Below are 14,036 nucleotides of genomic sequence, written 5' to 3' on the forward strand. Positions count from 1 at the left end.
GACATGAACTCAAGAGTACAGGTGTCTTATCAACCTATTATTGATATTGATTTTAGTGGATTACACTTAATTGAAGCTTCGGCAGGTACAGGGAAAACTTATACTTTATCGAGCTTGATGGTCCGTATTTTTCTTGAAAAATACTTGCCTCGACAAGTGATTGCGACCACGTTTACCCGTGCTGCCGCTGCCGAGTTAAAAAGTCGTATTCGTGCCCGTTTGGTCGAAACGTATCGTTATTTAGAGACGAAGCGTAGTTTTACAGAACATGAATTACTTATGCAGGCCGAGCAAGAGCCTGATTTGTTACTCCAACATATTTTAAAAAGCTTTGCGACGCGTATTGCCTATGCGTGTGAGCGTTTAAAATTAGTTATAGATCAGTTCGATGAGCTATTTGTTGGAACACTCGATAGCTTTAGCCAAAAACTATTACGTGAGTTTGCTTTTGAGAGTGGCAAAATTGAACGTGCTCAAATTACCGATGATGCCAAAACCTACAGCCGACAACTCATTCATGATGTTCTACGTGAATGGATACAGTCTCAGCCTCAAACCGTGATTGATGCTTTGTATCTGGCAGGTGAGCTTAAGAGCGTCGATAGTTTTGTCAAACTTGTCGAAGACTCACTTAATTTTAGTTCTGCTCATTTTAAACTTCCCGAAAAACCTACCATTCAGTTTGAACAACTTGCTCAGCTCAAACAGTTGGCAACAGAAATTGATCTCAGCCTTTTAGAGCCTTATTACCAGCTTGATGGTGAACACTATAAACATGTGAGTGGTACGGTATTTCGAAACGGTGCTTTTAATAAACTATTTAGTGAATGTTTACCGCAGCTACTGCAAGTTTTAACGCAAAGCGACAGTATTTTAGTTTTTGATGGGTCGCTATCAGCACAGCGTGAACTTATTTTTAAATTTTTAGGTCAAATTGCCGATCAGAAAGTTTTTAAGAAATGTCCTGCTGAAATTTCAGATGGGTTTTATCAGCACACTACAGTTCAGCAAATACAGCAACTCTTTGGTGTACTGAAAAACTATGCTGAGCAGTTCGACCAGCTTCATATTTATTTAAAAGCCTATTTATGTGTCGAAGTTAAAAAACGACTACCACAGGTTTTACAAAATAAAGGCGAGACGACCTTTTCTCAGCAAATCCGCACGCTGTCTGACGCTTTAAAAGGTGAGCAGGGGCAACGTTTTGCAGTATTTGTTCAGGCGCGCTATCCTTTAATTTTGGTCGATGAATTTCAGGACACTAACCAAGATCAAGACGACATGCTGGCTAGTATTTGGCGTCATCCGCAGCGTTACCAGAAAGGCTGCATGATTATGGTGGGTGACCGAAAACAGGCAATTTACGGTTTCCGTGGTGGGGATATGCTCACCTTCTTAAATGCCTATAAAGATATTCAAGCCAAACATGGGCGTGAATATAAGTTAATTCATAACCACCGTTCGGTAAGCGATCTGGTTGAAGTTGTCGATGCGTTATTTCAGCGGCAAATCGATTTTGGTGAACAGGTTCAATATGACCCAATTCGGGCAGGGACTCGGCCTCATCCTGTACTGATTGAGCACAATAATCATAATTCTCATCCTTTGCGCTGGCTGATCCTTAAAGATAAAGAAACAGAGGCTCAGCAAGTTGCATGGAAGATTCGAGACTTACTCAACCAGTCACATGCTGGACAACTATATTTTCAAAAAGACTCTCAGACTCAAGCATTAGGTGAAGATGATATTGCAGTATTGTCCCGTAATCATGATGGGCTTGATAAAGTTCAATTTGAGCTAGAACGTTTAGGAATTCGGGTTAACCGACCATCGAAAAGAAGTGTTTTCGATTGCACGGTTGCTCAAGACGTGGGTGCTTTGTTGACCGCCATACTTCATCCTTACGATGAGGCAAAAGTGAAGCGAGCTTTAATTAGCCGCCTGTTTGCCATGGATTTAAAACAGCTGTTGCAACTTGAGCAGACAGCAGAAGGTTTAAGCCAGTTCATGACTGGTTTTGATGGCATTAGAGAGTTGTGGTCCGCTCAGGGTTTTTTAGTGGCATGGCAACAATGCCTCATCCAGTTTGATATCTGGCAAAATTTGGTGGCTGCTCAAAGCAAAGATAATGAACGGGTTGTGGTGAACTTGCGTCATTTAACTGAAATTTTGAGTCAGCACAGTGAGAAATACTCAGGGGCACAAAACCTTTATCATTGGTATCTCAAACAGTTGCGTTCTCCTCTTGACCGTGACTGGGAGCTAGAACGTAAATTGTCGAGTGAAGCTGGCGTTCAGCTCATGACAATTCACCAGTCAAAAGGGCTGGAATTTAAAATCGTTTTTTTGTTGGGTGCAGACAAGCCGTTTCGAGAAAATAATAAAACACTGAATTTTTCGACCCAAGATATAACTCAGCCAGATTCAACTCAAACATTGACTCAACGTGTTGTGGCGATTGCTGACAAGACATATTTGAATGAAATTGAACTTAAGCAACACGAAGAGCGGGCACTCGCTGAACAGAATCGTCTTTGGTATGTCGCTTTAACGCGAGCAAGCCACCGTGTCTATGCACTTCTACAAGACGTCGATGGTAAATCGGTTTCAGGCTTAGCTTTCTGGAAAAATAGAACTGAGCCTTTTCAGCACCATTGCTGTACAGATGAAATGGTTTTGGAACAGATTCCGCAGGCAATTCATTTAGCCAAACAAACAAGTATTATTGAACTAGAAGCGCAGCGTTTTCCTGAGCAACGTTTTTATTCACGTGGTAAAACCAGTTTCAGCTACTTGGCACAGCATTTAAAACATAAGACTGGCACAGATTTATTAGCGAGTCAGAGCAATGATGCTGTATTAGCAGAAGATGAGCTGGACTTGGTCAACACTGTTGAAACAATAAGTGCTCAGCCGATTGACTGGATCAAGAATAATTTTCCGCGAGGAACGCTTGCTGGTAATTTCCTGCATGAAATTTTTGAGCATATCGATTTTCAATGTTCAGATGACTGGGTCATAGAAATACGTCGTCGTTTTAAAAATGACTATAGTAGTCTCTGGCTAGATTTATTCAGTAAATATAAAGAGAGCTTTCCAGAGGAAGAAGACACCGAGAATCTGCTTTATCAGTCAGTTGCACAGTGGTTGCAAGATGTTCTGCGAACGCCACTCTATCAGGGCTTCCGATTGAATCAACTTCAACCAGAACAGCATTTGTCTGAGTTTCCTTTCTATTTGGCATTGTCAGATCGGGTTTTAGCCATGACTCGTGTTCAGCAACTCTTTGCTGAATACGGTTTGAATATGCCTGAATTACTTGAAGCTCGCTCAGCGCGTTATCTCAATGGTTCTATCGATTTGGTTTATTTTGATGGGCAGCGTTACCACATTGCCGATTATAAAAGTAATTATTTAGGTGATGATCTTGCAGATTATCGTAGCGATAGCATTGCTCAAAGTATGTCTTTGGCAAGTTACTGGCTACAGGCAGGTTTATATCTCGTTGCATTGCATCGCTATTTGCAGGTCAAAATGCAGGATTACCAAATTGAGCAGCATTTAGGTGGGGCAACTTATCTTTATTTACGCGGCATGAATGGTGAAGCGGAGCAGGGGTATTATTACTGGCAACCTAGCATTGAGTTTATTCTGCGTCTTGATGCCATTTTGGGGTATTTTGCTGAGGATAAAATTGCATGAAAAATGCTGATAAAGTATGTAATTGTAATATTAACAAATATTTGGCATGTGGATAAACCTGTCTACAACCATGTGGACAAGCGTGTGGAAAACTAGGTGGATAAGTGTGTGGACAATTTAAATAGCCCTGAACAAGCCGATTTAAGCTGGTTAACAACGTGGAGTAACTTCTTAAATCAGGCTCCATTTACTGAGCAATCACAAGTGCCAGAAGCCACTTCTTACTTGCAGCAGCTTATTGAAGCGAGCTTACAAGGCGATAGCTGTATTGATGTCAGTCCAGAGCAAATTGCAGCACTTGGTCAACTTGCTATATCAGCCGATCAAGCGACTTCAAAAGTTGCACCATGCGTCTACGATGAGCAGGGGTTGGCATTATACCGATATTGGCACTTAGAGCAACGCCTTGCAGAACAAATTTGTCGATTAAAGCAACAATTAATTCAACCAGTATCTTGCGAAGACTATATAAGCCTACTCACAGACCCGCATCAGCAGGCAGCTTTACAAATGGTTGCCCGGCAGAGCCTGAGTATTATTACGGGTGGGCCGGGCACAGGTAAGACTTATACACTGGCACGTATTATTGCTGTGCTTGGGCAGGCGATTCCACATATTCGTGTTGCGATGGCTGCTCCAACAGGTAAAGCGGCACAGCGCATGCAAGAAGCGCTACAAAACTCATTTAACGATCCTAAATTGCTTGAGTCCGGATTAATGAGTGAAGAGCTCAGAAATCAGGGAACGCAAACGATTCATCGTTTATTGGGAATGGGGCATGGGCAGATTCCTCGGTTTCATCAGAAACAACCGCTTCCTTACGATGTGATTGTGGTGGATGAAGCTTCCATGCTGGATTTAAATCTGGCAACACTTCTATTTGAGGCTGTGCCAGAGTCTTGTCGAATTATTTTATTAGGCGATGCAAATCAGCTTGCTTCCGTCGATGTAGGTGCTGTACTTGCTGACTTACAACAAATACAGGCACTGGCCGACAACAGAGTACAATTACAAACCAGTCGCCGTTTTGCTGAAGGGGCGTTGATTGGGCAAGTTGCTAAATTTATTCAGGCACAAACCTATCAACAAAATCATGAAGTGGTTTTGCAGAAGTTTGAAATTGATATTGTTCAGGTTTCTGAGTTGAAGCCTATTCTTTTACAAAATGACATGCCAGATGTAGTTCAGCTTGAGTATTTACTGGAAGGGAAGCATGCAGAAGTCGAACTTTATTATCAGAAGCTCATGCTAGGTTTCCAAGGATATGTAAAGAGCCTAAAAAATTATTTAAAAGAAGAGCGCTCGATTGAACAGGTTCAAAACGTAGTAAAAGCATTTGATGACTACCGCATTTTAACAGCAGTCCGTCATGGCCCATTCGGGTTAAAACAGTTAAATCAATATGCACAGCGTTGGTTGCAGCAGCAACTTTCAATAGTGACTGTCGGAGGGTGGTATGTGGGCCGTCCGGTGATGATGACTTATAACGACTATCAGCTTGGTATTTCAAATGGAGATATTGGCCTGTGTTTTGAGCATAGAACCCAGCCACAGCAATTTGAAGTATATTTTCCAAGTTTAAATAAATGGGTAGCGGCAAACCGACTACCTAAAAGTATCCAAAGTGCATTCGCTTTAACGATTCATAAGTCGCAAGGGTCTGAATTTACACATACTGCTGTCGTTCTGGACCAGGCTGCAAAGAATTTATTAAGCCAAGAGCTTATTTACACTGCGATTACACGCGCTAAAAAAGTAGTGAGTCTTTTGGTTCATCCTGAAGCTTTACGACAGGCATTTACAGTGCGTACTACACGAAAAAGTGGTTTAGTTCAGAAAGTTAATCGGTTAGTTCGTTAAGTCAAACTTAATATTTTTACCCTTGTAAGAAAAAGCTTACATAGATTCGAGATATTTGCTGCTAGAGTACACCCCATGTTTTTGAGATTATAAACGCACAACGAGCTTGGCAAGGAATGTCGAGCAAAATCGCACAATAATAATAACTTAAGTCGAGAGACTGCGAACTTACAATGAAGTAGGTGTATAAAGAGGAAACTTACAGCCGCTAAGCCTTGTAGTTTTGGGAGAGACTACAGGGCTTTTTTATATTTTCGATTTTATTTACTTCTAAAAAACTATCGGAAAAGTTCGGGTTCAAGCGCCTATTTAGTGTGATTTCTTTATAAAATTTATATCAATATATTTATCTATAATATGATTTTTAAACAGCCATTTTTCCTGTGAATTGTTAAGTTATATGTTATACAGAACTGTACGTTAAAGGTTAAAAATGGTTATTTGCTAAATATTAGACAGACCTGTACGTTTTTGCTTACATGATGATAAGAAAAATACTACTTTTCTTCATAATTGGATGTGTCACAATACATCACATAAGGAAATAGAAACAAAAACAACGGAAGTGAGTTAAAACAACAAGAAGGATGTGACTAGCATCTCACCAACGATAATAAAAACAGAAATAACACGATAAACAAAAACTACAGCGCAAAAAACCCAAGCAGAAATGCTTGGGTTTTTTATTTGCTTTTACACTAAGTTAGTTTCGTGTGAGTCGCTACCAAACAAAGATCGGCGCTGATCTCTAGGGATGCGGGGACATTGCGTTGAAATCTGATAAAGCACGTTGGCTAAAGCAGGGAGATGTGTTCCCACTACAGATTTGCCCGTTGTTAACAGAGACACACTAATATCTCTTTCAGGGTCGGCCCAACATAAAATGTTGGAGAATCCTAAATGACCAAAAGCTTGTCCTGTCATTGGACCAAAAAGACCTACAGGGTTACTACCTAACATTGGTCCTAAGGCATAGCGCATTGGAATTAATAAAGTACGATCAATGTTAACGCCTGTAGTCGGCAGTGTTGCCCTGAAAATCGTTTTCTCACTGAAGATTTGCTGACCGCCATAGCTTCCTCCACTTAAAAGCATTTCAAAGAAGCGTCCAGCTTGTTCTGCGCTGGTATAGATATTTCCGGCAGGGCAAATTGTGTCCATGAAACGGTTGTCGTTAGTGACATCAACTGCAAGTTGCAACCCCCCACCTAATACATGGTTCAGATAGTGATCGGTGCCAAGGCGAGGGTGTAGACCCGTTGCACAGTTTAAAGCAACCTCTGAGCGGTATTCTGGTTTTAAACCATAATTGAAATAAGGCATTCCCATCGGTTTTTCGATAGTTTGATGCACAAATTCACGTAAATCTTGCCCAGTCACCCGTTCAATCACTTCTCCTAAAATATAACCCGCCGTAACAGCATGATAGGCAAGATGATTACCAGCAGGAGACACCGGTTTGGCAGCATATAAACGTTTTAAAATTTCATCTTTATCAAATAATAGTTCGGGCGTAACATCGCCATCAATATAGGGAATACCGCCACGGTGTGCTAATAAATGAAAGATGGTTGCACGGCGCTTACCGTTAACACCATATTCAGGAATATAGTAGCTCACAGGATCAAGCAAATTGATTTCGCCTTTTTCATCTAATAGATGAATTAGCATGGCGGTGATCATTTTTGATGCTGAAAACAGGCAAACGGGCGTATCTGGAGTTGCAATCAGGGCATTCTCTTGTAGTCCTGCCGGAGAGTTCCCTTGAGCATATCCAATGCTTCTGTTTAGCAAAATTTTACCTTGCCTGCGTAAGCAGAAGGTAATGAGTGGATAATTTCCAGTTTTATATAGTGCTTCTACACTGTTCCAGATTTTTTGAATCTGGCGTTCAGTCATTCCACCCTGTTCAGCAGCAACTTCATCTTGACGACGAATAACTTGCTCAATATTGTCCGGTACTGGACAAGTGTTGGTTGAAAAAATTTTCACACGTCCCTCGCGCTTCTTTCTTTTTATTCAAGGCTAGTGTGCAGGGTTAATATGCCCATGTCAGTGTCTAAAATGACAAGTTACTGAAAACTATTTTGCAATCCACCTATAGATACCTTAAAATAGACAACTTGCTGTAGTGATGCACGGCAGTCAGTTGCCTCAACTGATTCATATCGTTTACTTTTTTAAGCATCTCGGAGAAATCGAATGGCTTTAACTAATGCAGACCGCGCAGAGATCATTGCTAAATTTGCTCGCGCTGAAAACGACACTGGTTCACCAGAAGTACAAGTAGCTTTATTAAGTGCTCAAATCAATGATTTACAAGGCCACTTTAAAGCTCACAAACACGACCATCATAGCCGTCGTGGTTTGATTCGTATGGTTAACCAACGTCGTAAATTGCTTGACTATTTAAATGGTAAAGACCACGGTCGTTACGTTGCATTGATCGGTGCTTTAGGTTTACGTCGTTAATTCGATTTTTACTTTGTTTTCGCTATTTCGCATGTCGCAATGCTTTATCGCTGAAAAGAGAGTTTCACTTAATTTTAGGTTAAGTGATGTTTAGAGAAGGGGCGCTTGTGCGCTCCTTCTTTGCGTTTAATATTATTTAAAATTTTTGCCCTAGTGTGATGGCTTCTAAGCTTTGTCATTTATCTACCAATAGTTGTAGTCTGAATGCCAAACCTTAGGGGTCTCACTAGAATAAAATTAGGAAAATACAATACATGTCAATGTTTAATATCGTTCGTAAAGAATTCCAATATGGTCAACACACTGTTGTTTTAGAAACAGGTCGTGTTGCACGTCAAGCAAATACAGTTTTAGTTACAATGGGTGGCGTAACTGTTTTAGTTGCAGTTGTTGCTCAACCTAAAGCAAAAGCGGGTCAAGACTTCTTCCCGTTAACAGTTAACTATCAAGAAAAACAATATGCTGCGGGTCGTATCCCAGGTGGTTATGGTAAACGTGAAGGCCGTCAGTCTGAAGCTGAAACTTTAATTTCACGTCTTATTGACCGTCCAATTCGTCCATTGTTCCCAGAAGGTTTCTATAACGAAATTCAAGTGACAGCGACTGTTGTTTCTTCTGACAAAACTATGGATGCTGACATTGCTGCAATGATCGGTGCTTCAGCTGCAATGTCAATTGCAAGTGTTCCATTTCGTGGTCCAATTGCAGGCGCACGTGTTGGTTTAATCAACGGCGAATACATTCTTAACCCAACCCACGAACAATTGAAAGAAAGTGACCTTGACCTTGTTGTTGCGGGTACTGAATCTGCGGTACTGATGGTTGAATCTGAAGCGAAAGAACTTTCAGAAGACCAAATGTTAGGTGCTGTACTTTTCGGTCATGACGAAATGCAAATTGCTGTTCAAGCAATTAAAGAATTTGCTGCTGCTGCTGGTGCAGTTGAATCAACTTGGGTTGCTCCAAGCAAAAACGAAGCTCTTCTTGAGCAATTAAAAGCAGCTTTCGAAGCTAAAATTTCTGAAGCATATACGATTGCGGTTAAACAAGATCGTTATTCAGCACTTGATGCACTTTATGCAGAAGCTGTAGCTCAGTTCGTTCCTGAAAATGACGAAACTGGTATTGCTGACGAAGTAAACGAATTATTTGAAGACCTTAAATACCGTACAGTACGTGACAACATCTTGTCAGGTAAACCACGTATTGATGGACGTGATACTAAAACTGTTCGTGGTATCGACGTTCAAGTTGGTGTATTAGACCGTGCTCACGGTTCTGCATTATTTACACGTGGTGAAACTCAAGCGTTAGTAACAACGACTTTGGGTAATACTCGTGATGCATTGATGGTTGATACATTGTCAGGTACGAAAACTGACAACTTCATGTTGCACTACAACTTCCCTGCATATTCTGTAGGTGAAACAGGTCGTGAATCTGGTCCTAAGCGTCGTGAAATCGGTCATGGTCGTTTAGCACGTCGTGGTGTTCAAGCAGTTCTTCCTGCTGCTGACCGCTTCCCGTATGTTATTCGTATTGTATCTGACATTACTGAATCTAACGGTTCATCTTCAATGGCTTCTGTATGTGGTGCGTCATTATCACTTATGGATGCAGGTGTTCCACTTAAAGCACCAGTTGCTGGTATCGCAATGGGCTTAGTGAAAGAAGGTGAGCGTTTTGCAGTACTTTCTGACATCTTAGGTGATGAAGATCACTTAGGTGATATGGACTTTAAAGTAGCAGGTTCTGCAAACGGTATTACTGCACTTCAAATGGACATCAAGATTGAAGGTATTACTGAAGAAATTATGGAAGCTGCATTAAACCAAGCATTTGCTGGTCGTATGCACATCCTTAATGAAATGAATAAAGTCATTTCACGTGCTCGTCCTGAAATCAGTGCTCATGCACCGACATTTGAAGTCATTAACATCAATCCAGACAAGATCCGTGATGTTATTGGTAAAGGTGGTGCAACGATTCGTGCCATTACAGAAGAGACCAAGGCTGCGATTGATATCGAAGACAATGGTACAGTTCGTGTATTTGGTGAAACTAAAGCTGCTGCTCGTGCTGCGATTGCAAAAATTCAAGCACTTACTGCTGAAGTTGAACCAGGCAAAATCTATGATGGTAAAGTAATCCGTATTGTAGAATTCGGTGCGTTTGTAAATATCATGCCGGGTACTGATGGTCTTCTTCACATTTCGCAAATTTCAAATGAACGTATTGCGAATGTAACTGATGTTCTTACAGAAGGTCAGGAAGTGAAAGTACAAGTTGCTGATGTTGATAATCGTGGTCGTATTAAATTGACTATGAAAGATATTGAACAAGCATAATTGTTCTAGTGACATGAAAAAGTCCGCTTGATGCGGACTTTTTTTATGGCATGATGCAAGTAATACAAAACAGATCGTTGTGGTATGCAGGTTTATTACTTTTATCGCCATCAAAGCGACGGCTATGTCTTTTTAAGCCGTGAACAGCATAGTGAACATGTTCTGGAGTTTTTCTGGATTGATAGTGTCAGAACGGATGTGGTTAACCATAACGAAGAATGGCAACAAGAGATTCAAAATCTTTCAGGTGTGGTTATCAATGAGTTCCATATGCGGGATATTGCCAATATTGAACATCCCTGTGCATTTGACACGCTTGAAGAATATGACCTATTAATTTTTAAGAAACTGGTCACACCTGATGATGAAATTAAACAAGCAGAATCACAAGATAGTGTTTTTGGTTTAGCGACGACACCTATTAGTTTTATTTTGACACCTGATGTACTGATTAGTGTGCGCGAGCAGGGGAATAAGTCGATTGAAAACTATATTCAACGTCTAGAAAATATTTTATGTAGAACTTTAGAAGAACAGAATAAAACCCGTAAATTACCGAATTCACCCGTCGATTTATCGTTACGTCTTTTAAATAGTATGGTCGATGGCTATCTCGATATCCGCTCGCCATTGACGAGAAGAGTCGAGCATTGGCAACAACAATTGTTACAGGGTAATCGCCGTTTTAAACAGTGGCACCAGCTATTCCATGAAAATATGGCCTTTCAACAGGTCGAAAATTTATGCGAAGAACAAATCGAAACCCTGCAAGAATTTCGGGATGAAATTGTAGAAAATTACCATCATGTTGTTGGTGGTCACATCCGTAACTCTCAAGATATTTTACTGGTTCGTTTAAATGATTTAATGAGTCATGTTGAACGTATTCAGAAACATACGTTGCGTTTACGTAGTGCGATTCAGTCCGCAATTGATTTACATTTTTCTGCTATTGCGAATCAAACCAATGAAAACATGCGAATTCTTGCAATTATTACTGCTGTTTTCGCACCTCTCACCCTATTAACCGGTATTTATGGAATGAATTTTGAGTTTATTCCCGGGCTTAAATCACCAATCGGTTTCTGGATTATGTTAGGGGTTATGCTGATTAGCACTATTTTGTTGTTGTACTATTTTTATCGACAGCATTTGGTTGGGCGAGGCGAAAAAAGTGTTATTGATTTATTGGCGCAACAACATCGCCAAGATCGTATGAATCTATTCTGGTTTTTAGAATATGAGCCGATTAAGCAGACTGTGAAGGAGTTGGAGAAGATTACTCGGTTGAAATAATTTTTTATTTTTACACGGCGAAGTCTTCTCATTAATAGATCAAATAGTTATATCTAATTCGTTACTTTGGTTTCGCCCAAAGTAACCAAAGGCATTTGTCATCCTTAGAACCTGTTCATTACTAGCATCTAACTAATTTTATTGCAAAAACAATATTATTTAGATAATGGGCAGGTCAAGGATGACTTTTAGCTCAAGCTATGCTTCAAAAAATCTTAATGAAAATGCCTTAATTGTTTTCTTAATTGCTGTACTTCATCAATCAAATCTAACATCACGGCAACTGCTGCCAAACTCGCGTCAAAGTCACGTTGTAGCCGATAGGCTTTACGCGCACGAGCGACATCTTCACCCATAAACTGGTGTTTTTCAGGTGTGTTATTGACCGATAAAATATCATATTCAATTAGCTGAATGATCCAGTCAGGGCTTTGACCACAAGCTTGAGCAAATTGTTGTAGATCAAATGTAGATTGTTCGTCAACGACCTCAGCATTAAAGGTATGGCCGTCATATACAATTTCTCGATAATGAATGGTTGTCATAATCTTGCTCCCTAATGAGTTGAACGAGGTTCAAATGAAGCAAAGGCTTCTGCCAGTTGCTGATAGGCTTGTTTTTCTTTTTCAGAATGTGCAGGTGGAAATACAATATTTAAAATTAAGTATAAATGGCCAGGTGTTTTATTGGGTATTCCTTTGTCTTTTAAACGTAGCTGTTGTCCTTGTTTTGCATTTTTAGGTAAATTTACATGTAGTGGACCAGCGGGGGTTTTCAGTTCCACACCTTGACCTAAGGCTGTTTCCCATGGCGCTACATCTATAGTTAGGTATACATCACTTCCTTCGACATGTACACGGTCTGTATCCTTATATTGAATCTCAATATAGAGATCACCATTTGCACCGCCATTGATACCACTTTGTCCTTGTCCACTTAAGCGTATTTGCTGACCTTCTTTCATGCCTTTTGGAATTTTGACTTGAAGGGTTTTACGTTGAACTTCAGGTTCACCGTAAGCATTAATGGTCGGAATTTGTAATGTAATTTGCTGGGTTGTTCCCTGATAGGCAATATCTAGATCAACTTCTATGCTGGCATGCTGGTCTTCACCGCGATAACTACGCTGTTGTCTTTGGTGTTGCTGTTGTCCACCACCAAATCCTGCACCAAAACGACCAAATAAGTCCTCAAAACCGCTAAAGTCTGCTTGCTCACCACCTGTAAACTCTTGACGATAAAACTGTGCTCCATCAAAGCCACCTTGAGCAGCACCTTGACCAAAGTGATTGAAACCTTGTGGATGGTCAAGCATCTGGTCATATTCAGCTTTTTTTTCAGCATGACTGAGTGTGTCGTAGGCGACATTAAGCGCCTGCATTTTTTCTTCAGCATCTTTTTCTTTGCTAATGTCAGGGTGATACTTACGAGCCAACTTTCGATAGGCTTTTTTAATTTCATCAGCAGAGGCGTCTCGTGTAACACCTAATTCTTCATAATAATTTTTAGTCATGATATTGGTGACGATCACAATGATGTTTCTTTCATTATGAAATGATTCAAAAAGAATTCAATGACCTAGATTGTATAAGACTTGTTCGGTTTTAAATGAACAAAAATATTAAAATTGAAAAGAATATCAAATCAATATTTCTACATTTCATTGAATAGTTCTATGTGGTCTAGATGAAAGTTTGGTATAAGCCATAAATCGCAATTAATAAAAGTAATAGACCACAAAGTCCTAATATTTTTGGATATAAATGGCTATTAGAAAGACGGCGGAAAAATACATAAACCAAAGATAAAGTTAAGAAGTCCAAAACGATCCATGTCAGCGTGAGTATCGTTAAGCTGAAATCTAGCTGTGGGGTAATAGAAACAAACTGCGGAAAGAAAGCCGAGAAAAAAATAATATCTTTAGGATTGGAGATTCCGACTAAAAATCCCTTTTTGAAGCCACCATTTTGTGCCGAAACTGTTTGTATAGCTTCAGGATGAGGTGCCTGAATCACTTCTTTAAGAATAGTGAAGCCTAAATATCCAATATAGAGACAGCCTAAAATACGAATAATATTGAGATAACTATCGTTAACACTCAGTACTCCTTTTAAAACCAGTACCGAAATGAAAATTAAAATAAGGGAAGCTAAATTTGTACCAAAAATGGTTTCAAGCGCTTTTTTATAACCCCCTTTAAGTCCAGCACTTGCAACTAAAATCATCACAGGGCCAGGGGTGGCAATCATAATAACTACACTAAAAATAAAGAGAAAATAATCAAAATAATTCATGGCGTTTTAAGCATCTTATTTATTAGGCTATAAAGTAGCTTTATATTATCTTATTTAAAATAAG

Annotated in this window: 9 protein-coding genes; 5 read left to right on the forward strand and 4 right to left on the reverse strand. The window is 39.9% G+C overall.

Going from position 1 to position 14,036, the window contains the following annotated elements:
* Positions 1-3 precede the first annotated feature (3 nt).
* Positions 4-3,702, forward strand: a complete 3,699-nt coding sequence (locus MSG66_RS05160) for a UvrD-helicase domain-containing protein (RefSeq protein WP_324652735.1) — start codon at positions 4-6, stop codon at positions 3,700-3,702.
* Between the two features lie 108 nt (positions 3,703-3,810).
* Entirely contained in the window at positions 3,811-5,562 is a 1,752-nt protein-coding gene (recD, locus tag MSG66_RS05165; RefSeq protein WP_324652736.1) for an exodeoxyribonuclease V subunit alpha, read from the forward strand.
* A gap of 693 nt (positions 5,563-6,255) precedes the next feature.
* On the opposite strand, the gene MSG66_RS05170 is transcribed toward recD, so the two are convergent.
* Complete coding sequence (locus tag MSG66_RS05170; RefSeq protein ID WP_133975636.1) at positions 6,256-7,554, reverse strand: serine hydrolase domain-containing protein; 1,299 nt, start codon at positions 7,552-7,554, stop codon at positions 6,256-6,258.
* A 210-nt stretch (positions 7,555-7,764) separates the two neighbouring features.
* On the opposite strand from MSG66_RS05170, the gene rpsO reads away from it, so the two are divergent.
* The 3 genes from rpsO (at position 7,765) to MSG66_RS05185 (ending at position 11,678) form a co-directional block, all read left to right on the forward strand.
* Positions 7,765-8,034 carry a 30S ribosomal protein S15 gene (gene rpsO / locus MSG66_RS05175; RefSeq protein ID WP_042894554.1) on the forward strand — a complete coding sequence of 90 codons (270 nt, stop codon included), beginning with the start codon at positions 7,765-7,767 and terminating at the stop codon, positions 8,032-8,034.
* Between the two features lie 260 nt (positions 8,035-8,294).
* Positions 8,295-10,382, forward strand: a complete 2,088-nt coding sequence (gene pnp / locus MSG66_RS05180) for a polyribonucleotide nucleotidyltransferase (RefSeq protein ID WP_324652951.1) — start codon at positions 8,295-8,297, stop codon at positions 10,380-10,382.
* Positions 10,383-10,466: 84 nt separating this feature from the next.
* A complete protein-coding gene (locus MSG66_RS05185) occupies positions 10,467-11,678 on the forward strand; it encodes a magnesium transporter CorA family protein (protein ID WP_133975634.1) in 1,212 nt (403 codons plus the stop codon).
* Positions 11,679-11,893: 215 nt separating this feature from the next.
* On the opposite strand, the gene MSG66_RS05190 is transcribed toward MSG66_RS05185, so the two are convergent.
* From MSG66_RS05190 to MSG66_RS05200, 3 genes are all read right to left on the reverse strand, one after another.
* On the reverse strand, positions 11,894-12,223 hold the full coding sequence (locus MSG66_RS05190) for a chaperone modulator CbpM (protein ID WP_133975632.1): 330 nt from the start codon (positions 12,221-12,223) through the stop codon (positions 11,894-11,896).
* A gap of 11 nt (positions 12,224-12,234) precedes the next feature.
* Entirely contained in the window at positions 12,235-13,191 is a 957-nt protein-coding gene (locus MSG66_RS05195; RefSeq protein ID WP_324652741.1) for a DnaJ C-terminal domain-containing protein, read from the reverse strand.
* A 169-nt stretch (positions 13,192-13,360) separates the two neighbouring features.
* Positions 13,361-13,972 (reverse strand): LysE family translocator, encoded by a 612-nt coding sequence (locus tag MSG66_RS05200; RefSeq protein WP_262473311.1) that lies wholly within the window; start codon positions 13,970-13,972, stop codon positions 13,361-13,363.
* Positions 13,973-14,036 lie beyond the last annotated feature (64 nt).

It is taken from the genome of Acinetobacter sp. IK31 (assembly GCF_035615195.1).
Taxonomy (GTDB): domain Bacteria; phylum Pseudomonadota; class Gammaproteobacteria; order Pseudomonadales; family Moraxellaceae; genus Acinetobacter; species Acinetobacter calcoaceticus_C.

Excerpts from the sequence above, each read along its gene's own strand:
- MSG66_RS05160 (WP_324652735.1), top strand. The coding sequence starts at position 4 with ATGAACTCAAGAGTACAGGTGTCTTATCAACCTATTATTGATATTGAT.
- rpsO (WP_042894554.1), top strand. The coding sequence starts at position 7,765 with ATGGCTTTAACTAATGCAGACCGCGCAGAGATCATTGCTAAATTTGCT.
- pnp (WP_324652951.1), top strand. The coding sequence starts at position 8,295 with ATGTTTAATATCGTTCGTAAAGAATTCCAATATGGTCAACACACTGTT.
- MSG66_RS05185 (WP_133975634.1), top strand. The coding sequence starts at position 10,467 with ATGCAGGTTTATTACTTTTATCGCCATCAAAGCGACGGCTATGTCTTT.
- MSG66_RS05190 (WP_133975632.1), bottom strand. The coding sequence starts at position 12,223 with ATGACAACCATTCATTATCGAGAAATTGTATATGACGGCCATACCTTT.
- MSG66_RS05195 (WP_324652741.1), bottom strand. The coding sequence starts at position 13,191 with ATGACTAAAAATTATTATGAAGAATTAGGTGTTACACGAGACGCCTCT.
- MSG66_RS05200 (WP_262473311.1), bottom strand. The coding sequence starts at position 13,972 with ATGAATTATTTTGATTATTTTCTCTTTATTTTTAGTGTAGTTATTATG.